The following is a 21117-nucleotide window of genomic DNA, read 5'->3' as shown; positions in this document are numbered from 1 at the left end:
TTTTTTCCGTGCCTTCCGTGTATTCCGTGGCGCTCTTGAATCACAACAGCACCCGCTCCACCCCACCTTCCTTCACCTGGTCAATGAAGCGCTTCTGCCAGCCCTCGCCCAGTATGCGGTTGGCGAGTTCCATGACGATGTAGTCGGTTTCGATGCCGGTGTCGTCGGCGTAGCGTGACAGGCCCTGCTGGCAGGCGGGGCAGGAGGTGAGCATCTTGACGTTGCCGTCGCGCACCCGCGTCTCGCCGGTGAGCTGCTCGATGCCCTTCTCGATCTCCTCCTGCTTGCGGAAACGCACCTGAGTGGCGATGTCGGGGCGCGACACGGCGAAGGTGCCGGCCTCGCCGCAGCAGCGGTCGGACAGGGTCACCTGCTGACCCAGCAGCTTCTCCGCCACCTGGGTGGGCTGATGCTTCTTCATCGGGGTGTGGCAGGGATCGTGGTACAGGTACTGCACGCCCTCCACGCCTTCCGTGGATATGCCCTTCTCCATCAGGTACTCGTGGATGTCGAGCAGCCGGCAGCCGGGGAAGATCTGGTCGAACTGGTATTCCATCAGCTGATCCATGCAGGTGCCGCAGGAAACCACCACCGTCTTGATGTCCATGTAGTTGAGGGTGTTGGCCAGGCGGTGGAACAGCACCCGGTTGTCGGTGGTGATCCTGCGGCCCTTCTCGGTCTGGCCGCCGGCCTTCTGCGGATAGCCGCAGCACAGGTAGCCGGGCGGCAGCACCGCCTGGGCACCGACCTCGTAGAGCATGGCCAGCGTGGCCATGCCGATCTGGCTGAACAGGCGTTCCGAGCCACAGCCGGGGAAGTAGAACACTGCATCGGAATCGTCATCGACCTTCGCCGGGTCGCGCAGGATGGGCACCAGCTTGTCGTCCTCCAGGCCGAGCTGGGCACGCATGGTCTCATGCGGGATGTCGTCCGGCATCGGCTTGCGGATGAAGTTAATCACCTGCTCGGTCACCGTCATCGGCTTGGAGGTCGCCGCCGGCGGCGCCTTGCTCTGCATCATGGGCAGGCGCTTCGCCAGCTTGTAGGCCCAGCGCTGGCCCTTGTAGCCCCACTCGATCATCAGCTTGCGGATCAGCTTGATGGTGCGCGGATCAGTGACGTTGAGATAGGTCATGGCCGCGAAGGTGGCCGGGCTGAAGCGCTTCTGGCCGCGGGCGCGCAGGATGCTGCGCATGGTGATGCTGACATCGCCGAAGTCGATGTCCACCGGGCAGGGACTGAGGCACTTGTGGCAGATGGTGCAGTGGTCGGCGACGTCGTTCATCTCGTCGAAGTGCTGCACCGACAGGCCGCGCCGGGTCTGCTCCTCGTACAGGAAGGCCTCGATGATCAGCCCGGTGCCCAGGATCTTGTTGCGCGGCGAGTACAGCAGGTTGGCGCGCGGCACATGGGTGTTGCACACCGGCTTGCACTTGCCGCAGCGCAGGCAGTTGCTGATGGAATCGTTGAGCACGCCCAGCTCGCTCTCCTCCAGCAGCAGCGCCTCCTGCTGCACCAGGCGCAGCGAGGGAGTATAGGCGTTGGCCAGCCCGGAGCCGGCCAGCAGCTTGCCGGTATTGAAGCGGCCCTCGGGGTCGACCCTGCGCTTGTAGTTGGTAAAGGCCTCGACGGCCTCCGGCTCCAGGTACTGGATCTTGGTCAGACCGATGCCATGTTCGCCGGAGATCACGCCATTGAGCGCGCGCGCCAGCTGCATCACCCGGTCGACGATCTGGTCCGCCTCGCGCAGCATCTGATAGTCATTGGAGTTGACCGGGATGTTGGTGTGCACATTGCCGTCGCCGGCGTGCATGTGGGTAGCGACGAACAGGCGGCTGGAACGGATGTCGCTGTGGATGGCGTCCAGCCGGCGCATGAGCGCATCCCATTCGCGCCCGGCGAAGATCTCGCGCAGGGGTGCTGCCACCTCATTGCGGTAGGAGATGCGCAGGTCACGGCGCAGCAGCAGGTTGAGCAGGCTGTCCGTGGAACGGCGCGCGGCGCGGGCACCTTCATCGAGCAGCGCATCCTGCTCCACGGCCGAAGCGTCCATGTGATCCAGGATGGCCAGCCAGCGCTCACGCACGGACTGCAGATGTTCGCGCGCGGCGGCCTTCTTGTCGGCCTCGATCTTGCGGTTCTCCTCGCTGTCCTCGAAGTCGGGATCGGCGCGCAGTTCCTCCAGATCGCCGGCGAGATATTCCAGCACGGCATCGATCATGCGCAGCTTGTTGCGGGTCGAGTACTCGATGTTGATGCGCTCGATGCCTTCCTGGTACTCGGCCAGGCGCTCCAGCGGTATGACCACGTCCTCGTTGATCTTGAAAGCGTTGGTGTGGGCGGCGATGGCCGCGGTGCGACTGCGGTCGGCCCAGAAGCGGCGGCGCGCCTCGGGGCTGGTGGCGATGAAGCCCTCGGCGCCACGGGCGTTGGCCATGCGCACCACCTGCGAGGCGGCCTCGGCCACCCGGTCGGCATCGTCACCGGAGACATCCACCAGCAGCACCATCTTGGGCAGCTCGCGGCGCGGCGCCTTGGTGCTGTAGTTGACCGCCTTCACATAGCGCTCATCCAGGTGTTCCAGGCCGGACAGGGTCACATCGGGATGGGCATCCAGGTAGTCCTTGGTCTCGACGATCGCCGGCACCGCCTTGTGCAGGTCACTGCCGAAGAACTCCAGGCACAGGGTGCGGGTGTGGGCCGGCATGCGGTGCAGCACGAAGCGCGCCGAGGTGATGATGCCGTCGCAGCCCTCCTTCTGCACCCCGGGCAGGCCGCCCAGGAACTTGTCGGTCACGTCCTTGCCCAGGCCTTCCTTGCGCAGGCTCCGGCCCGGCATCTCCAGCAGCTCGGGCTCGGCGATTTCGGTTTTCCCATCGGCGGCAAAACGGCGGATGCGGAATGCGACCGTCTCCTGGTCGTGGATCTTGCCCAGGTTGTGATTGAGCCGCTCGACCTCCATCCAGTTCGCATCCGGCGTGACCATGCGCCAGGACACCAGGTTGTCGAGCGTGGTGCCCCACATGACCGCCTTCTTGCCGCCGGCGTTCATGGCGACATTGCCGCCGATGGTGGAGGCGTCCTGCGAGGTGGGGTCGACCGCGAACACGAAGCCGGCCGCCTCGGCCGCCTCGGCCACGCGTCTGGTCACCACGCCGGCACCGGCGCGGATGGTGGCGACAGAACCCTCCACGCCCGCCAGTTCCATCTGCTCGACCGCGCCCAGGGCCTCGAGCTTCTCCAGGTTGATGACGGCCGCTTCGTCGACCAGCGGCACGGCGCTGCCGGTATAGCCGGTACCGCCGCCGCGCGGAATGATGGCCAGGCCCAGCTCCAGGCAGGCCTGGATGATGGGGCCGACCTCCTCTTCGGTGTCGGGATTGACCACCACGAAGGGCATCTCCACGCGCCAGTCGGTGGCGTCGGTGGCGTGCGAGACCCGGGCCAGGCCGCCGAAGTCGATATTGTCCCGGCGCGTGATGCGACCCAGCCGGCGCAGGATGCGCTTGCGCAACTCTCGGGTGCGCGGGAACCAGGCCTCGAACCGGCGCACCGCCTCGCGGGCCGCGCCGGCCAGGCGCAGGGCCTTGTCGTTGCCGTCGGCGCGCGCCTCGATCTGGTCCAGCCGGTGATGCAGCGCGTGGGTCAGCGAGCCCCAAGCGGCGGCGGTTGTCCAGCAGGTCGTCCTGGATATAGGGGTTGCGATAGACCACCCACATGTCCCCCAGCACCTCGAACAGCATGCGTGCCGAGCGCCCGGTCTGGCGCTCGCCGCGCAGGGCGTTGAGCACATCCCACATCTCCTCGCCGAGAAAGCGGATGACGATCTCGCGGTCGGAGAAGGAGGTGTAGTTGTAGGGGGATCTCGCGGATGCGAGTGGGTACATTGGTCATGGGTATCAGGGGATATCCGAGAGTTGCAAAGATTGGAAGCCGCTTATTGTAGCAAAGGGGCGAGGCGGGTTTCAGGCGGGGCGGTTAAAACCCTTCAATGCGCCACGGAATACACGGAAATCACGGAATATTATAAGTATTTCAGTAGCGTAGGCCGGGTTAGCGCAGCGTAACCCGACATGCCGGGGACAGGAGTCGGGTTACGCCCTTCGGGCCAACCCGACCTACAGAACGCAGAAGAAGCCGAAGCGATTTCACCTCGGCCCTAGAACCTGGTACCTCGCTCCTTTAACACAAAAAAAAACGGGGCCCGAGGGCCCCGTTCAAGTTCCTGCTATCGGCTTGCGCCGTTATTAGAACTTGTGCTTGATACCCACCGAGAACTGGTCGGCATCAGCGCCGCCCATGTCAGTGGTGTTCCAGCCGGTGTAGACCATGGTGCGCTTGCTCATGCTGTGAGTCGCAGCCAGGGTCCAGCTGTCGTATTCACCGGCGTTATTGCTGTTGTCGTCACCCTCGCCATAGGCCAGGTACAGCATGTTGTTACCCATGGTGAAGGTACCGCCCAGGTGCCAGACGTCACCGCCATCAACGGTGTTCGGCTTGGCAAAGCTGGAGAGCAGACCGTCATCCTTCTCGTACTGACCGAAGACCTTGAAGCTGCCCATGGTATAGGAACCACCCAGCTTCCAGGCGCTGTCTTCATCACCGTGGTCATTGGTGATGTAGGAGGCAAAGGCCAGGATCGGGCCGTTGTCGTACAGGCCGGTCAGGGCGTAGGTGTCGTCGCCATTGTCAGCGTCAGTGTCGTCGGAATCGAAGCTGTAGTCGACGATGGCCTTGAAGCCGCCCATGTTCATGGAGTCATAACGCACATGGTTGGTCATGCGGCCCTGGCCGTTCTCGCCGGCACCCAGGTGCAGACCGGACTGGATGCCGAAGCCGCGCGCCTGCAGGGCGGTGCGGTACAGCGGATCGATCATGGCGCCGGTGCTCTTGTAGCCGGTGCTGATGGTGCCGAACTTGACGGAACCGAAGCCGCCGCCAAGGCCCAGCCACTGGTCACGATCGGTAATGGAGTTAGTACCGTCAGAGGCGCGGTTGCGCTCGGTCATGTCGAACTGGAAGTCCAGCTTGAACATGGCCTTCAGGCCGTTGCCCAGGTCCTCGGAGCCCTTGACGCCGACGGAGCAGGTGGTGCAGTTCATGTTGATGTCATCACCACCGCCGGAAACGTCGGTGTAGTCCAGGCTGGTGTCGAGGTGACCGAACAGGGTGACGTCAGCGTTGGCGGCCACGCTCATGGTAGCAGCGAGGGCGCCGGCGATTGCGGTAGAAAGAAGCTTCTTTTCCATTGGTGTTTCCCCTTATCCATTACAGATGGTACGAAGGATTGAATTGAATCCGGAGTGAACTTACCCCAGTTTTCGCACTTGTGCAACAGTCTATATCAAAAAAACCACAGTGTTGTTTTTCTGTCGCAAAAACACAACACCAGATACTGTGTGTTGTCGGGTCAATAACGGCAGGGGATACAAAATATTGAGTTTTAATTATTTTTATTATTTATATGGGTATAAATAATTTCTAATACTGTAGATACAAAAAAGCCGCGGCGGACAGAGTTTGCAGGCAGAAAACGGCGATTTCCCGACTGCTTTCCGCGCCTTCCGCGGCCTTTTTAATCCCCGGTATCAGAAGCGATAGCCGATGCCTGCAAACAACACCACCGGGTCGATGGCAACCTCGAAGTTGGAATTCGTGGCGCCGCTGATGCTGGCATCGGTATTGATGTCCATGTACCAGACCGAGCCGTTCACGAACCAGCGATCATTGAGGTCGATATCCACGCCCGCCTGCAGGGCCAGGCCGATGGAATCATCCAGATCCAGGTTGCTGTTGGGCAGTACACCTGCTTCCAGGTCCTCGTCGAAGAAGGTGGTGTAGTTCACGCCGACGCCGACATAGGGACGCACTTTCGCGCTGGGCTGAAAATAGTACTGGAGCGTGAGTGTCGGCGGCAGGTGCTTGGTCTCGCCGACCTTGATGCCGTTCTCGGCCACATCGATGTTGTGCTCGAAGGGTGCCGCACCCAGCAGTTCGATGCCCATATGGTCGGTCGCCATGTAGGTCAGGGTGAAGGCGAAGCTGGCACCCGTGTCCGCCTCGACATTCAGCCCCAGGCCGGTCGGGTCGCTCTCACCGGTCGGCTGGATGTAACCGAGACCGCCGCGGACCAGGATATCACCCTGCTCCAGCGCATTTGCCGTACCCGCTCCCAGCGCCATGGCCAGTGCCGCGGTCAGTGCCGTTGTCTTGAACGTCCTGGACATTAGTCATCCCCTTAGAATATACATTTAAAATACATGTTATGCGCCTGTGCATCAGGGCATGGGAGGCAGACTATTCACAGCACGGTTTTGCAACCATGATGCACATCAACAGTTGGTGCAGGGGAATCAGGGCGTGCGGGGGTTTATTGATCTGGGGCAATTTTGAACGCGGCAGGTGCGCCGCGCAATACACGGAAGGAACGGAGCAAACGCCGGATCAGGTCAGGGGTTCACCGACACATCCTGCCGACGCACTGTCGGGTTACGCTTCAATAACACGGTCCACATGGGAACGGCCATTTACACCGCGGTCGGAAAAGTCAGCTACAACCTCGAAGATACCGTCATTCCCGCGGAGGCGGGACAAAAGCGCGAAGCGCGTTGAACGCTGGCACGGCGGCCCGTAGGGCGAGCGCAGCGAGTAACCCCCTGACCGCAACGGCACGTGGATCCCGGCCTTCGCCGGGATGACGGAATATGCGGTGATTTTCCTGTAGCCTGATATTCTGACTCTTGTGTAATAGTCATTGGCTTTAGTGGATTTCGTGGCCATCGACCCAACAAAAAAGCCCCGCCACAGGGGGCGGGGCTTCTTATTGGCTGGGGGACTAGGATTACTCGGGCCTGCGGCCCTCGCCCTCCGGGCCGTCCTCGCTTCGCTGCGGGCGTTCACCCTCGCTACCGCTCGGGTGTCGAACCTGACTAGCTTCTCACCCCTCGACCTCCAACCAATAAAAAGCCCCGCCACAGGGGCGGGGCTTCTTATTGGCTGGGGGACTAGGATTCGAACCTAGGTTGGCGGAGTCAGAGTCCGCAGTCCTGCCGCTAGACGATCCCCCAATAACAGGTCGCGGGCAGATGCCCGCAGCCGGTCGCGATCAGCGCTTGCTGAACTGGGTGGCGCGGCGGGCCTTGCGCAGACCGACCTTCTTGCGCTCCACCTCGCGGGCGTCGCGGGTGACGAAGCCGGCACGGCGCAGCGAGCTGCGGTTGTCTTCGTTGTACTTGATCAGCGCACGGGTGATGCCGTGGCGGATGGCGCCGGCCTGGCCGCTCATGCCGCCACCCTCGACATTGACGAAGATGTCGAACTGCTCGCCGGTGCCGGTGGTGTCCAGCGGCTGGCGAACCACCATGCGGGCGGTCTCGCGGCCGAAGTATTCATCCAGCGGACGCTTGTTGACGACGATGTTGCCGCTGCCCGGGCGCAGATAGACGCGGGCGGTGGAGGTCTTGCGGCGGCCGGTGGCGTAATGTTGTTCCTGCGGCATGGGCGCGTTCCTGTCTCAGAGTTCCAGTGCTTTGGGCTGCTGGGCAGCGTGGTTGTGCTCGGGGCCGGCATAGACCTTGAGCTTGCGGTACATGGCCCGGCCCAGCGGATTCTTGGGCAGCATGCCCTTGACCGCGGTCCCGATGATCTCCTGCGGCGCCTTGGCGCGCAGCTTGTCCAGGCTGATGGACTTCATGTGACCGATGTACCCGGTGTGGTGGTAGTACATCTTGTCCCATTCCTTTTTGCCGGTCACGGCGACCTTGTCGGCATTGACCACGATGATGTAGTCGCCGGTATCCACGTGCGGGGTGTATTCCGGCTTGTGCTTGCCGCGCAGGCGACGGGCGACCTCGGTGGCCAGACGCCCCAGGGTCTTACCTGCCGCATCAACCACATACCAATCACGCTTCACCGTTTCCGGCTTGGCAGTATAAGTCTTCATCGTAAGTCTTGCTCCACGGACCAGCGTTGGAAAGACGCGGAATACTACAGAAAACCGCCCTTGGATACAAGCCATGCAGGAGCGCCACGGAATACACGGAAGGCACGGAAGAAGCCGGGGCCGGCATTCACTGCCTGGCGCACAGCGCCATGGCAGTGAAAATAAGTAATTTCAGCGTCTTATGTGTATTCCGTGGCGCTCTTATCAAGAGTTTCAGGCAAAAAAAAGGCGTGGCCAAGAGGGAGGGCGCCACGCCGAAGTATAACCACCAAAGGAGGATGGAGGAGTACTGAATCGCCGGCTAATGAGGGGGATCCGGCAACTCAGTATGTGAGTAGTTTCTAATATGCCGATTCCCTTGTCAACCCCCGGTTCGGAAAATTTTCGGGCCCCTGCGGCAGACGCCGGAAACCGGCTTTCGGCCAGGATTCCGGCCTGCAGGGTGATAAATGAGACAGGGGATGGGGAGAGAAAGTTTCAGATCTTGAGGCGCTCGACCGGGCGGTCATTGAGCAGATGTTCCTCGATGATCTCGTCGATATCCTCCTGGTCCACGTAGGTGTACCAGGTCTCGTCCGGGTAGACGACCACCACCGGGCCCTCGGCGCAGCGGTCCAGACAGCCGGCGGTGTTGACCCGCACCTGGCCGGGGCCGGCAATGCCGAGCTCCTTGGTGCGCTGCTTGGCATAGTCCCGCATGGCCTGGGCGTTGAATTTCTGGCAGCAGGCCGTGCCGTCCTCGCGGAGGTTGGTGCAGAAGAATATGTGATGTTTGTAGTAGCTCATGCCAGTGCTCGCTGTTGCTACGAGGTGCTAGACTCCAGGTACCAGGCTACGAATGATCTGAACCTCGGCCCTGGCACCTGGAGCCTAGCACCTCCTATGCTATTATCGCAGACATGACGAGCGAGCGCAGTTACAGCCCCTTCGATCATCTCATCGCCAACTTCGACCAGGCGCTGCGGACCCTGTTCGGACGCCCGGACACGACCGGGCGTCCGGACCCGTCGGCGTCCGAACCGGAGGCTGAGCTGGCGGAGACCGAGCGGGTGGAATCGGCCCGGCTGATGCGGGTCAACCACACCGGCGAGGTCTGCGCCCAGGCGCTGTACCAGGGCCAGGCGCTGACGGCGAAACTCGAGGCGGTGCGGGAGAATATGGAACGGGCCGCGCGCGAGGAGAACGACCACCTGGTCTGGTGCGAGCACCGCATCGAACAGCTGGGCGGACACACCAGCTACCTCAATCCCTTCTTCTATGCCGGGGCCTTCAGCATCGGGGCCGCGGCCGGCGCGGTGGGCGACAAGTGGAGCCTGGGATTCGTCGGCGAGACCGAAAAGCAGGTCATCGCCCATCTGGACGGCCACCTGCAGCGCATCGCCTCCAATGACCACAAGAGCCGTGCCATCCTGGAACAGATGCGGGTCGATGAGGCCCAGCACGGCCACACCGCCATGGCCGCCGGCGGCGCCCCCCTGCCCGGGCCGATCCGGCTGGCCATGAGGCTGTCGTCGAAGGTGATGACGGGAACGACCTACTGGGTCTGAAACAGTAATAATGGGTTGCGCTTCGCTCCACCCATCCTGCCTCGCTCCTCACTTCAATTTGGTGATATTGCGCCCGTAGAAGATCTCCATCATCTCCTTCTGCAGCCGCAGGCGGATCTCCTTCTCCTCCTTCTGGCCGAGTTCCTCCACGCCGGTGCCGAACAGGTAATTGTCCAGGTCGAACTCCTTGAGGATCATCTTGGTGTGGAAGCTGTGCTCCTGATAGACGTTGACGTCGATCATCTGATAGCGATTGCGGGTGTCGCGCGACATGAAGTTCTGGATGGAGTTGATCTTGTGGTCGATGAAGTGCTTCTTGCCCTTCACGTCACGGGTGAAGCCGCGCACCCGGTAGTCGATGGTCAGGATGTCCGACTCGAAGCTGTGGATGAGGAAATTCAGTGCCCGCAGCGGCGAGATGCGCCCGCAGGTGGAAACGTCGATGTCCGCACGGAAGGTGCTGATGCCGCCGTCCGGGTGGCTTTCCGGGTAGGTGTGCACGGTGATATGGCTCTTGTCCAGATGCGCCACGACGGCATCGGGCAGCGGCCCGGGGCGCTCGACGTTGGCCAGTTCCTCCTCCGAGAGCACCGGCTCCTCGGAGATCAGCATGGTCACGCTCGCGCCCTGCGGCTCGTAGTCCTGGTGGGCGATGTTGAGGATATTGGCGCCGATGATGTTCGACACCTCGGTGAGTATCTGGGTCAGGCGCTCGGCGTTGTAGGCCTCGTCGATGTACTCGATGTATTCCTTGCGGTGCCGGGCGGTCTTGGCATAGCAGATGTCGTAGATGTTGAAACTGAGAGTCTTGGTGAGATTGTTGAATCCGTGCAACCGCAGCTTTCGCATCGAACCTCTCACCATGATCACACTCTCCTTGCCAGTGTCGTGCCAATAAAGGGCGCGGATTATGTCATATTCCCGGCGATGGGGGGATGGTAAATGACCTGTACCGTGTTGCCCTCGGGGTCGGCGCAGTAGAAGCTGCGGGCCCCGTCACGGTGGGTGCGGGGGGCGGCCCGGATCTTTACCCCATTTTCCACAAGGTAATCATGCCAGGCATCCACATCCTCCGCCCGGCGCAGGATGAAGCCGATGTGGTCCAGCCGGGTCTCACCGCCGCCCTTGCCGGCCTCCCGATGCAGGGCCAGATTGTCCTGGCCGGCGCTGCTGAGATAGACGTTGTCGGCATCCGGCTGCCACTCCAGTTCCATGCCCAGCAGGTCGCGGTAAAAGTGCAGGCTGGCGTCCAGGTCATTGACGTACAGGGCCACGTGGCGCAGGCCCAGGGTTGCGGGGGGTCGTTGCATGGCAGATCTCGCTCAGGGTTGCCGGGCGGCTGACGCTCAGTCCGTCTCCGCCGCGCCAAGCTCTATGATTTCATGATCATGGGTAATGGTAGCGGCCTTGCCCAGCATGATCGAGGCCGAGCAGTACTTGTCCGCCGACAGACTCACGGCACGGGCCACCTGGCGCTCGGCCAGTCCCCGACCGGAGACGATGAAATGGACATGGATGTGGGTGAACACCTTCGGCGGCTCGGCGGCCCGGTCGGCCTGCAGTTCGACCACACAGTCCTCGATCGGCTGGCGCGCCCGGCGCAGGATGTGAACCACGTCGAAGGCAGTGCAGCCGCCCATGCCCAGCAGCAGCATCTCCATCGGCCGCACGCCCAGATCGCGTCCGCCGCTGTCCGGCGGCCCATCCATGACCACGGCATGGCCGCTTCCCGACTCACCGATGAAGGTCGCCGCCTCCACCCATTTGACCCGCGCCTTCATAGCCTCCTCCGGGCATGACGATGAAAATTTCGTGAAGCCTATCACAGATCGACAGCCCACAGGACCTGCCCTAGACTGTATAGTCTCAGCCTCTCAAGGAGATAGGGCGCAAGCCCGATAAGCCGGCATGACTATGGAAAACAAGCCAATAAAATCCACCGGAAATCCGTCCATCGACAGATTCCTCGAGCACTGCCACCGGCGCCGCTATCCTTCCAAGAGCGTGATCATCTACGCCGGCGACGCCCCTGACGTGCTCTACTATATCGTGGAAGGCTCGGTGACGGTGCTCAACGAGGACGACGAGGGTCACGAAATCATCCTCGCCTACCTCAACAAGGGCGATTTCTTCGGCGAGATGGGCCTGTTCGGCGAGAATGTCACCCGCAGTGCCTGGGTGCGTACCCGCAGCGAGTGCGAACTGGCCGAGATCAGCTACGCCAAGTTCCGCCAGCTGGCCCAGGAGGACGCCGAGATCCTGTTTGCGCTCGCCACCCAGATGGCGGCCCGGCTGCGCACCACCAGCCGCAAGGTCACCGATCTGGCCTTCCTCGACGTCACCGGCCGCGTGGCCCGCACCCTGCTGGACCTGTGCAAGGAACCGGACGCCATGACCCATCCCGACGGCATGCAGATCCGGGTGACCCGCCAGGAAATCGGCCGCATCGTCGGCTGTTCGCGCGAAATGGTCGGGCGAGTACTCAAGAGCCTGGAGGAACAGGGCCTTATCACGGCCAAGGGCAAGACCATCGTGGTGTTCGGGACGCGGTAGACCCGACATCCTGGTGGCACTTCAGCCACGGATTGACACGGATGAACACCGTCTCGTAGGTCGGATTAGCCCGAAGGGCGTAATCCGACGCCGCACCCGAGCACTGTCGGGTTACGCTACGCTAACCCGACCTACAAGACTCAACACAAGAGAAACCCGCGTCAACCGGTACGTATTTCCCGTCATCCCGGCGAAGGCCGGGATCCAGATACCGCCACGGCCACTGGATTACTCGCTGCGCTCGCCCTACGGGCCGCCGTGCCGGCGTTCAACGCGCTCCGCGCTTTTGTCCCGCCTTCGCGGGAATGACGGGAAGAGGGAATAGTCGAGTTTTTCCTGGGTTTTTCTCTGCGTCTCCGCGCCTTTGCGTTCTCTGCGTTCCCTACCACCAAACTCAAGAGAACAACTCCGCCAGCTTCGCCCCAGGCTCCTCCGCCCGCATGAAGGCCTCGCCGACCAGGAAGGCGTGCACGCCGTGTTCGCGCAGGCGGGCGACGTCGGCCGGGGTGTGGATGCCGCTCTCGGTGACCACGAGGCGGTCGCCGGGGATCCCGGACAGGAGCTCCAGGGTGGTATCCAGGCTCACATCGAAGCTGCGCAGGTCGCGGTTGTTGATGCCGATCAGCCGGCAGGGCAGGTTCAGGGCGCGTTCCAGCTCGGCGGCATCATGCACCTCCACCAGCACATCCATCCCCAGTGCCTGCGCCTGCGCGGCCAGTTCCTGCATCCGCGCGTCCTCGAGCGCGGCGACGATCAGCAGGATGCAGTCGGCGCCGATCGCGCGGGCCTCGACCACCTGGTAGGGATCGAGCATGAAGTCCTTGCGCAGCACCGGCAGCGGACAGGCATTGCGCGCCTGCTGCAGGTAGTCATCCGCGCCCTGAAAGAAATCGATGTCGGTGAGCACCGACAGACAGGCCGCGCCATGGCGGGCATAGCTGGCGGCGATGGCAGCGGGATCGAAATCGGCACGCAGCACGCCCTGGCTGGGCGAGGCCTTCTTGATCTCGGCGATGACGGCGGCCCGGCCGGCCTGAATGCGCGCCTCCAGCGCCGCGGCGAAACCGCGGACCGCCGGGGCGGACGCCAGCCCGGCCTCGAGCTCGTCCAGCGGCAGCCGCTGCCGGCGCTCGGCGACCTCCTCGGCCTTGCGGGCCAGGATCCGCCGCAGGATGTCCGGCACCTCCGGGCTCATGCCGGGGTGTCCGTCAGACTGCGGCTGAACCCGGCCAGGGCGTCGAGCCGGTCGGCGGCCTGACCGGCGTCGATCACCTCGGCCGCGCGCTTCACGCCGGCTTCCAGCGAGTCGACCAGGTCGGCGGCATAGATGGCCGCCCCGGCATTGAGCAGGACGATGTCGCGGGCCGGGCCGGCCTGGCCGGCGAACACGCCGCGGATGATCGCCAGGCTCTGTTCGGCGCTGTCCACGCCCAGGACACTCACATCGCCCCGCACCAGGCCGAACTGCTCCGGCTCGATAAGGTATTCCTCGATCACGCCGTCCCTGAGTTCGGCAATGCGGGTCTCCGAGCCGATACTGATCTCGTCCATGCCGTCCCCGGCATACACCACCAGCACATGGGTGCTGCCCAGCTCCCTCAGCACCTCGGCCAGCGGCCGCAGCCAGGCGCGATCATAGACGCCCAATACCTGATGCGGTGCGCCGGCCGGGTTGGTCAGCGGCCCCAGCACGTTGAACAGGGTGCGCACGCCCATCTCCTTGCGCGGGCCGATGGCATGCTTCATGGCGCCGTGATACAGGGGCGCGAACAGAAAGCCCACCCCGACCTCTTCCACGCACGCAGCGACCTGGGCCGGGCTCAGATCCAGGTTGATCCCGGCCGCCTCCAGCACATCGGCGCTGCCCGATTTGCTGGAGACCGAACGGTTGCCGTGCTTGGCCACCCGGGCCCCGGCCGCGGCGGCGACAAAGGCGGTGGCGGTGGAGATGTTGAAGGTGCCGGCGCCGTCGCCGCCGGTGCCGCAGGTATCCAGCAGGTGCGGGCCGGCCACCTCGACCCGGGTGGCCAGTTCGCGCATCACCCGGGCCGCGGCGACGATCTCGTCGACCGTCTCGCCCTTCATGCGCAGGCCGACCAGAAAGCCGCCGATCTGGGCCGGCGTGGCCTGGCCGGTCATGATCAGGCGCATGACCGCGCTCATCTCATCGCGGCTGAGGTCGCGTTTTTCGGTCACGGCGCGGATGGCCGATTGCATGTCCATCAATTCATCCCCTTCACTCTCAGAAAACTCAAGAGCGCCACGGAATACACGGAAAAATTCATTGCTGACCCCTCTCATCGCCAGGCGCGCAGCGCCTCGGCGATGACAAACAAACATTCCGTGTTTTCCGTGTATTCCGTGGCGCTCTTCGTTTATTGCGGGTTCCAGACCACCATCAGGTTTCCAGGAAATTGCGCAGCATGGCACGGCCGTGCTCGGTCAGGATCGACTCGGGATGGAACTGCACACCCTCGATCGGCAGCTCCCGGTGGCGCACGCCCATGATCTCGTCCAGCCCGCCGGCCTCATCCAGGGTCCAGGCCGTGACTTCCAGACACTCGGGCAGGCTTTCCTTGTCGATCACCAGCGAATGGTAACGCGTCGCCTCCAGCGGGCTGGGCAGCCCCCGGAACACGCCCATATCCTTGTGATACACCTGCGAGGTCTTGCCGTGCATGATGGCCCCGGCATGAACAATGTGCCCGCCGAAGGCTTGGCCGATGCTCTGGTGCCCCAGGCACACGCCGAGGATCGGCAGCTTGCCGGCCAGGGCCTTGATCGCCTCGACCGAGATGCCCGCCTCGGTGGGCGTGCAGGGGCCCGGCGATATCACCAGGTGATCCGGTTGCAGGGCTTCGATCTCCGCCACCGTGACCTGGTCGTTGCGGAACACCCGCACGTCCTCCCCCAACTCGCCCAGGTACTGGACCAGGTTGTAGGTGAAGGAATCGTAGTTGTCGATCATTACCAGCATGGGGAAACCTGTTCAACGCAGAGGCGCAAGGGCGCAAAGAACGCAGAGAATACTATAAGGAATCCCTGATTACACAGCAGCCGGGAATACCGGCCACTATGACAAAGACGCCGTCATTCCCGCGAAGGCGGGAATCCAGTGACCGCAGCGGTGTCTGGATCCCCGCCTTCGCGGGGATGACGGAATCATCATGGCGCCCCTAAATTATTCATGACGCGCGATATTCTCTGCCGCATCAGAGGCGCATGGGAGTCTATCAACATTCGGACGAAATCCTGTTCTCATGCACGCGCATTCCTTAGCGCCTCTGCGTCTCCGCGTCCTCTGCGTTAATAACCGCTATCTGTGCCCCCCATCCAGCCCCGCCTCGGCCATGGCCACGGCGCGGAAGATGGCGCGGCCCTTGTTCATGGTCTCGTCCCATTCGTTGCGGGGAACGGAATCGTGCACGATGCCGGCGCCGGCCTGGATGTGCAGGGTGGCGTCCTTGATCACGGCGGTGCGGATGGCGATGGCGGTGTCCATATTGCCGTTCCAGGCCAGATAGCCGACCGCGCCGGCATAGACGCCGCGCTTGACCGGCTCCAGTTCGTCGATGATCTCCATGGCGCGGATCTTGGGCGCGCCGCTGACGGTGCCGGCCGGGAAGGTGGCACGCAGCACGTCCATGGCGCTCATCCCCGCGCGCAACTCGCCGGTGACGTTGGAGACGATATGCATGACATGCGAGTAGCGCTCGATGAGCATCTTCTCGGTCAGTTTCACGCTGCCGGTTTTCGCGATGCGTCCCACGTCGTTGCGGCCCAGATCGATCAGCATCAGGTGTTCGGCCAGTTCCTTGGGATCGGCCAGCAGATCGGCCTCGAGCCGCTGGTCCTCGGCCTCGTCGGCGCCGCGCGGGCGGGTCCCGGCGATGGGTCGCACGGTGACCACCCCATCCTCCAGCCGGGTCAGGATCTCCGGCGAGGAGCCCACCACATGGAAATCCCCCAGGTCCAGGTAGAACATGTAGGGCGAGGGGTTGAGGGTGCGCAGCGCCCGGTACAGATCCAGCGGCCGGGCCCTGAACGGAATGGACAGGCGCTGGGAAAGCACCACCTGCATCACGTCGCCGTCGACGATGTACTGTCGGGTGCGGTCGACCGCCGCCTCGAAGCCGGCCTGGGTGAAGCCGGAGATGAAATCGGTCTCCTCCACCGCGGTCGAGCCGGCGTTGACCGCGTGCCTGAGCGGGCGGTCCAGCTGCTGCACCAGCGCGTCCAGGCGCGCCTGGCCCTGCGCATAGGCATCCTCGCTGTCGGGCGCGACGTGGGTGATCAGAAACAGCTTGCCGCGCAGGTTGTCGAAGACCGCCACCTCCTCGGACACCATCAGCAGGATGTCCGGCACCTGCAGGATATCGGGATTGGGACACTCGGCCAGGCGCGGCTCGATGTAGCGGATGGTGTCGTAACCGAAGTAGCCGACCAGGCCGCCGGTGAAGCGCGGCAGCCCCTCGATCTCCGGCACCCGGAACTGCGCCTGGTAATCGGCGATCCAGGTCAGCGGGTCGGTCACGGTCTCGGTGGCGGCTTCCTCGCCGTCGACATATGTGGTAACGGCATGCCCCCGGATGCGGATGACGCGGGAACAGGGCAACCCGATGATGGAATAGCGGCCCCACTTCTCGCCGCCCTGCACGGACTCGAACAGATAGGAATAGGGCCCGTCGGCCAGTTTCAGATAAGTACTGAGCGGCGTGTCGAAGTCGGCCAGGATTTCCCGGGCCAGCGGGATGCGGTTATAGCCCTCGCGGGCCAGCTCGCGGAAGCGGGCAATGTCCATCAGACACCTCAAGAGACGGATTCAACGGATACAGCGGTACGGCTGACGTCTTACTTACGCCATCGCCGGGGCTGGATTGTCGAATCGGTCTTCATGGGTTGGATATTTTTATCTAAAGTTAATGTTAACTACCAGAGACACTATTTGAGCAGGTCGATCTGTGTAGGTCGGGTTAGCGCAGTGTAAACCCGACATTGAGCGACGGACCGCGTCGGGTTACGCCCTCTCGGACCAACCCGACCTACGCGACTCATGCCGCCTGTTGTTCCAGCAGGCTCCGGATCTCGGTGAGGGCGTCGATCACCGCGTCCGGGTCGGCGTCACGGATATCCTCGCCGTGATTGTAGCCGTAGCTCATGCACACGATCTGAAAGCCCGCCGCGCGCGCAGCCTTCACGTCGCTGACCGAGTCGCCCACCATCAGCGACCGCCCCGGTTTGACGCCGAAGAATTCAGCGGCGTGCAGCAGCGGCGCCGGATCCGGCTTGCTCTGCGGCAGCGTATCACCGCTGACGATGATCGCAAAATAGTCCGCCACACCCAGGTCGCGCAGCAGCGGCTCGGTGAAGCGAGCGGCCTTGTTGGTCACACAGCCGATCTTGTAGCCGGCGGCACTGAGATAATCCAGGCCCTCGAGGACCCCCGGATACAGCAGGCTGCGCTTTGATGTGTTCTCGGCGTAGAGTTTCAGGAAAATCGGGTAGGCACGCTCGAACAGGGCCGCGTCCGGTTCGCCCTCGAGCCGACCGATCAGGGCGCGGCGCACCAGCCGCTCCACGCCATTGCCGACCCAGTTGCGCACCTTCGCCTCGCCGTGGACCGGCATGTCGAGCTGCTTCATCATCTCGTCGACGCACCAGGTCAGGTCCGGCACGCTGTCCACCAGGGTGCCGTCCACGTCGATGAGGATCATTTCGGGTTTCTTAATCATGTTGTATTCATTCAAACTTCAAAAGCCTGAACCGCGAAGGCGAAGAAGGCGCGCGAAGGATTACGCAGAATAATATTCTGTCCTTGTTCGCCTTGGCGCGCCTTTGCGGTTCAGTGTTTTTTTATTCAGGCCTTGGCCAGTTCGTCACGCATCTGCTTGACGATGCCGTCGTAGCGGTTGGGGTCCGAATCCTGACCCTTGCCGAAAATCCCTGAGCCGGAGACGAAGGTATCGGCGCCGGCGGCGGCGATCTCGCGGATGTTGTCCACCTTCACCCCGCCGTCGATCTCCAGACGGATGTCGCGGCCGGATGCGTCGATCAGCTTGCGCGCCTCGCGCAGCTTGTCCAGGGCGCTGGGGATGAAGCTCTGGCCGCCGAAACCGGGGTTGACCGACATCAGCAGGATCATATCGACCTTGTCGATGACATACTTCAGATAATCCAGCGGGGTGGCGGGGTTGAACACCAGGCCGGCCTTGCAGCCCTCGGCCTTGATCAGCTGCAGGGTGCGGTCGACGTGATCGGAGGCCTCCGGATGGAAGGTGATGTAGGTGGCGCCCGCGGCGGCGAAATCCGGCACAATGCGGTCAACCGGCTTGACCATCAGGTGCACGTCGATCGGCGCGGTCACGCCATGCTTGCGCAGGGCCTCGCAGACCAGCGGACCGATGGTCAGGTTGGGCACATAGTGATTGTCCATGACATCGAAGTGCACGATGTCGGTGCCGGACTTGAGCACATTGTCCACTTCCTCGCCCAGCCGGGCGAAGTCCGCCGACAGGATGGACGGTGCGATCATGTAATCAGCCATGGTGTTAATCCCCTGAAACTTTGGTTGCAGTCAGCTCGCCTGGGCGAATAAAGTTGCGCACTGTACCGCAATACCAACCGATTTTCAGCCTTTACCCTTCAAATCAACCGGGTACGGCATCCACGGACCCTGGAGACGGCGGCATGAAGCAGTTCAAGGGATTGTTTTTATTGGCCTGCGGCCTGCTGTTGACGGCACCGGCGGCCATCGCTGCCGGCGACCGCGCCAAGGAACAGCGCTGGGCCGACCAGATCGTGGGCATGCTGATCGACGGCGAGGCGGTCTGGCTGGAAGCGGACGATGCGCAGTTTCTGGCCATCCATACTCCGGATCTGACCGGCGAGCCGAAGGGCGCGGTGATCCTGGTCCACGGTATGGGTGCCCATCCCGACTGGCAGGAGGTGATCCACCCGTTGCGGGTGCGGCTGCCGGAGCATGGCTGGGCCACCCTGTCGGTGCAGATGCCGGTACTGCCCAACGCGGCGGCCCCGACCGACTATGCCCCGCTGGTGCCAGAGGCCGCACCGCGCCTGCGCGCCGCTTTGACCTGGCTGGAGGACCGGACCGAGGGCCCGGTCTTCATTGCCGCCCACAGCCTGGGCGCCATCATGACTGCCGCCAGCCTGACCGGCGACACCGGCCTGCAGCCGGACGGGCTGGTGCTGATCGGCATGGGCGGCAGCCGCGACGACCCGCACCTGGACAGCCTCGCCCATCTGGAGCAGCTCACGCTGCCGGTGCTGGACCTGTTCGGCAGCCGCGACCTGGACAGCGTGCTGGCCGACCGCGAGGCGCGCGCCCGCGCCGCCCGCCGGGCCGGCAACACAGCCTACCGTCAGCTCGAGATCAGCGGCGCCAATCACTTCTTCACCGGCCTGGAGGATACCCTGGTGCGCCGGGTGCGCGGCTGGCTCGAGACCACCTCCGACAAACTCGAACAAGAGGAATGAGACCATGACCCTGATGCCCGTACTGATCAGCCTGCACCTGCTGGCCGCCGTAATCTGGATCGGCGGCATGTTCTTCGCCTGGATGGCGCTGCGCCCGGTGGCGGCCAGCCTGCTGGAGCCGCCGTTGCGCCTGCCATTGTGGTCGCAGACCTTTGCCAGGTTCTTCCCCTGGGTGTGGCTGGCAGTGATTCTGCTGCCGGTGACCGGCTACTGGATGCTGTTCGACGTCTTCGGAGGCATGGGCCGGGCGGGGCTGCACATTCACCTGATGCAGGGCCTGGGCTGGCTGATGATCCTGCTGTTCCTGCACGTCTTCTTCGCCCCCTACAAGCGGCTCAAACGCGCCGTGGCCGCCGGCGACTGGCCGGCCGGGGGACAGCAACTGGCCATGATCCGCAGGCTGATCGGCATCAATCTCTCGCTGGGTCTGGTGCTGGTGGTGATCGTGGCGGCGGGGCGGTATATGTAGAGTCATGCTGCCGAGGTACGCAAAAAAACCTCGAACCGCCAAGGCGACGAAGGCGCGCTAAGGAAAATAATGAGTGCAGTCCGGACGTCGTTGTGACCATAGAGTTCCCGAGATCAAGCATGACGCCCTTGTTCTTCGAGTAACGGCATCCTTGCATTGATAGGCTTTGCGCGCCTTCGTCGCCTTGACGGTTTAGGGCTCTTCGCTCCAGCCGCCCTTACTTCTTCCCGCGTGATTCCATAACAGTATCGTAGGCCGCGCGAATCTCCTGCGACTTCTCGGTCGCCATCTCGATCATCTCCTCGGGCAGACCCTTGGAGACCAGCTTGTCGGGGTGATGCTGGTTCATCAACCGCCGGTAGGCCTTCTTGACCTCGGCATCGGTGGCGGTCCTGGCGACATCCAGCACCTTGTAGGCCTCGGCCAGGCGGTTGTGCGAGGGCGGTACGCCGGCGCCGGCGCGCGCGCCTTCACCGGTAAAGAAGCGGGCGGCCTTGACCAGGTTCTCCAGGTGCTCGAATTCATGCCGGGAAAAACCCAGCCGCTGGCGAATACGATCCAGAATGCGCGTCTCGGCCGGATCGATGCTGCCGTCGGCATAGGCGGCATGCAGCTGGATCTCCAGGAACATCTGCAGCAGGTGGCGGCGCCGATGGGATTCACGCCGGAACTGCTCCAGCACCGCCTCCAGATCGAAGTCGGGCGCCTTGCCCTCATTGAACAGCCGGATGGCGGTCCGGCGCATCTCGGGCGAGAGCCGCATGCGATCCATCACCGCTTCGGCCAGCGAGATCTCGTTGGACGAGACCTGACCATCGGCCTTGGCGATATGACCCATGACGGCGAAGCTGGCGGTGAAGAAGGCGGTCTGCACCCGGGCCTGGTCGCCCGGCCCCGGGCCGTCGTAGCCGAGTTGGGCCATGCCGTGCAGGCCCTTGTCGAACTGATGCCCCAGGGCCCCGCCCAGCAACGCCCCCAGCGGTCCGCCCAGCATGAAGCCGAAGGCACCGCCGACCAGCTTCCCCCACCAGCTCATGGCATGCGGCTCCGGAAGCGGTCACGGTGGCCGGCGCGGGCCCGGCCCAGGGGGCAGGACACGAAATAAAATTCAG

At 63.3% G+C, this 21117-nt stretch carries 19 protein-coding genes, 1 tRNA gene, 1 other RNA gene and 1 pseudogene; 4 read left to right on the top strand and 18 right to left on the bottom strand.

The annotated features are described in order from the left end of the window. Positions 1 to 40: 40 nt before the first annotated feature. The 8 genes and pseudogenes from D6C00_RS10220 to D6C00_RS10185 all read right to left on the bottom strand — a co-directional run bounded on the left by D6C00_RS10220 (position 41) and on the right by D6C00_RS10185 (position 8728). Positions 41 to 3894: pseudogene (locus D6C00_RS10220) on the bottom strand (DUF3683 domain-containing protein). A 353-nt stretch (positions 3895 to 4247) separates the two neighbouring features. Next, entirely contained in the window at positions 4248 to 5249 is a 1002-nt protein-coding gene (locus D6C00_RS10215) for a porin (protein WP_125181629.1), read from the bottom strand. Positions 5250 to 5588: 339 nt separating this feature from the next. Then, positions 5589 to 6227 (bottom strand): OmpW/AlkL family protein, encoded by a 639-nt coding sequence (locus D6C00_RS10210; RefSeq protein WP_125181628.1) that lies wholly within the window; start codon positions 6225 to 6227, stop codon positions 5589 to 5591. A 597-nt stretch (positions 6228 to 6824) separates the two neighbouring features. Further along, positions 6825 to 6963, bottom strand: a non-coding RNA gene (locus D6C00_RS10205) — RtT sRNA. 30 nt (positions 6964 to 6993) lie between these two features. Then, positions 6994 to 7067 (bottom strand) — tRNA-Gln (locus tag D6C00_RS10200). A gap of 38 nt (positions 7068 to 7105) precedes the next feature. Further along, complete coding sequence (gene rpsI / locus D6C00_RS10195) at positions 7106 to 7498, bottom strand: 30S ribosomal protein S9 (protein WP_125181627.1); 393 nt, start codon at positions 7496 to 7498, stop codon at positions 7106 to 7108. 15 nt (positions 7499 to 7513) lie between these two features. After that, positions 7514 to 7942 (bottom strand): 50S ribosomal protein L13, encoded by a 429-nt coding sequence (gene rplM / locus D6C00_RS10190; protein WP_125181626.1) that lies wholly within the window; start codon positions 7940 to 7942, stop codon positions 7514 to 7516. A 477-nt stretch (positions 7943 to 8419) separates the two neighbouring features. Then, entirely contained in the window at positions 8420 to 8728 is a 309-nt protein-coding gene (locus D6C00_RS10185; protein WP_125181625.1) for a (2Fe-2S) ferredoxin domain-containing protein, read from the bottom strand. A gap of 113 nt (positions 8729 to 8841) precedes the next feature. On the opposite strand from D6C00_RS10185, the gene coq7 reads away from it, so the two are divergent. After that, entirely contained in the window at positions 8842 to 9489 is a 648-nt protein-coding gene (gene coq7, locus D6C00_RS10180; RefSeq protein WP_125181624.1) for a 2-polyprenyl-3-methyl-6-methoxy-1,4-benzoquinone monooxygenase, read from the top strand. A gap of 48 nt (positions 9490 to 9537) precedes the next feature. On the opposite strand, the gene speD is transcribed toward coq7, so the two are convergent. Genes speD through D6C00_RS10165 form a run of 3 tightly spaced genes read right to left on the bottom strand, consistent with a single transcriptional unit; the run spans position 9538 to position 11270 of the window. Further along, entirely contained in the window at positions 9538 to 10338 is an 801-nt protein-coding gene (speD, locus tag D6C00_RS10175) for an adenosylmethionine decarboxylase (RefSeq protein ID WP_125181623.1), read from the bottom strand. A gap of 59 nt (positions 10339 to 10397) precedes the next feature. Then, positions 10398 to 10799 carry a VOC family protein gene (locus D6C00_RS10170; protein WP_125181622.1) on the bottom strand — a complete coding sequence of 134 codons (402 nt, stop codon included), beginning with the start codon at positions 10797 to 10799 and terminating at the stop codon, positions 10398 to 10400. A gap of 36 nt (positions 10800 to 10835) precedes the next feature. Next, positions 10836 to 11270 (bottom strand): OsmC family protein, encoded by a 435-nt coding sequence (locus D6C00_RS10165; RefSeq protein WP_125181621.1) that lies wholly within the window; start codon positions 11268 to 11270, stop codon positions 10836 to 10838. A 127-nt stretch (positions 11271 to 11397) separates the two neighbouring features. Here D6C00_RS10165 and crp point away from each other — a divergent pair, with 127 nt between their 5' ends. After that, positions 11398 to 12042: a cAMP-activated global transcriptional regulator CRP gene (gene crp / locus D6C00_RS10160; RefSeq protein ID WP_241546847.1), complete on the top strand. Its 645-nt coding sequence runs from the start codon at positions 11398 to 11400 to the stop codon at positions 12040 to 12042. A 394-nt stretch (positions 12043 to 12436) separates the two neighbouring features. Here crp and trpC read toward each other — a convergent pair whose 3' ends face one another. The 6 genes from trpC to rpe all read right to left on the bottom strand — a co-directional run bounded on the left by trpC (position 12437) and on the right by rpe (position 18586). Next, on the bottom strand, positions 12437 to 13237 hold the full coding sequence (gene trpC, locus D6C00_RS10155; protein ID WP_125181620.1) for an indole-3-glycerol phosphate synthase TrpC: 801 nt from the start codon (positions 13235 to 13237) through the stop codon (positions 12437 to 12439). Continuing rightward, positions 13234 to 14265: an anthranilate phosphoribosyltransferase gene (gene trpD, locus D6C00_RS10150; RefSeq protein ID WP_125181619.1), complete on the bottom strand. Its 1032-nt coding sequence runs from the start codon at positions 14263 to 14265 to the stop codon at positions 13234 to 13236. The genes trpC and trpD overlap by 4 nt, the downstream gene beginning before the upstream one ends. Before the next feature lie 175 nt (positions 14266 to 14440). Then, positions 14441 to 15019 (bottom strand): anthranilate synthase component II, encoded by a 579-nt coding sequence (locus tag D6C00_RS10145; RefSeq protein ID WP_125181618.1) that lies wholly within the window; start codon positions 15017 to 15019, stop codon positions 14441 to 14443. Between the two features lie 339 nt (positions 15020 to 15358). After that, positions 15359 to 16843, bottom strand: coding sequence for an anthranilate synthase component I (trpE, locus tag D6C00_RS10140; RefSeq protein ID WP_125181617.1), 1485 nt, complete (start codon positions 16841 to 16843; stop codon positions 15359 to 15361). Positions 16844 to 17093: 250 nt separating this feature from the next. Next, positions 17094 to 17774 (bottom strand): phosphoglycolate phosphatase, encoded by a 681-nt coding sequence (locus D6C00_RS10135; protein WP_125181616.1) that lies wholly within the window; start codon positions 17772 to 17774, stop codon positions 17094 to 17096. Between the two features lie 125 nt (positions 17775 to 17899). Then, positions 17900 to 18586, bottom strand: a complete 687-nt coding sequence (gene rpe, locus D6C00_RS10130; RefSeq protein WP_125181615.1) for a ribulose-phosphate 3-epimerase — start codon at positions 18584 to 18586, stop codon at positions 17900 to 17902. Between the two features lie 143 nt (positions 18587 to 18729). Between rpe and D6C00_RS10125 the strand changes: the two genes are divergently transcribed. Continuing rightward, positions 18730 to 19536: a DUF3530 family protein gene (locus D6C00_RS10125; protein ID WP_125181614.1), complete on the top strand. Its 807-nt coding sequence runs from the start codon at positions 18730 to 18732 to the stop codon at positions 19534 to 19536. 13 nt (positions 19537 to 19549) lie between these two features. After that, on the top strand, positions 19550 to 20005 hold the full coding sequence (locus tag D6C00_RS10120) for a CopD family protein (RefSeq protein WP_125182437.1): 456 nt from the start codon (positions 19550 to 19552) through the stop codon (positions 20003 to 20005). A 217-nt stretch (positions 20006 to 20222) separates the two neighbouring features. Here the strand turns inward: D6C00_RS10120 and djlA are convergent, their stop codons facing one another. Continuing rightward, entirely contained in the window at positions 20223 to 21041 is an 819-nt protein-coding gene (gene djlA / locus D6C00_RS10115; RefSeq protein ID WP_125181613.1) for a co-chaperone DjlA, read from the bottom strand. Between the last annotated feature and the right edge of the window lie 76 nt (positions 21042 to 21117).

Origin of the sequence: Thiohalobacter thiocyanaticus, from assembly GCF_003932505.1 — a bacterium.
GTDB classification, from domain to species: Bacteria; Pseudomonadota; Gammaproteobacteria; order Thiohalobacterales; family Thiohalobacteraceae; genus Thiohalobacter; species Thiohalobacter thiocyanaticus.
Note: the sequence above shows the minus strand (reverse complement) of the source record. Positions and strands in the feature narration are given on the sequence as shown.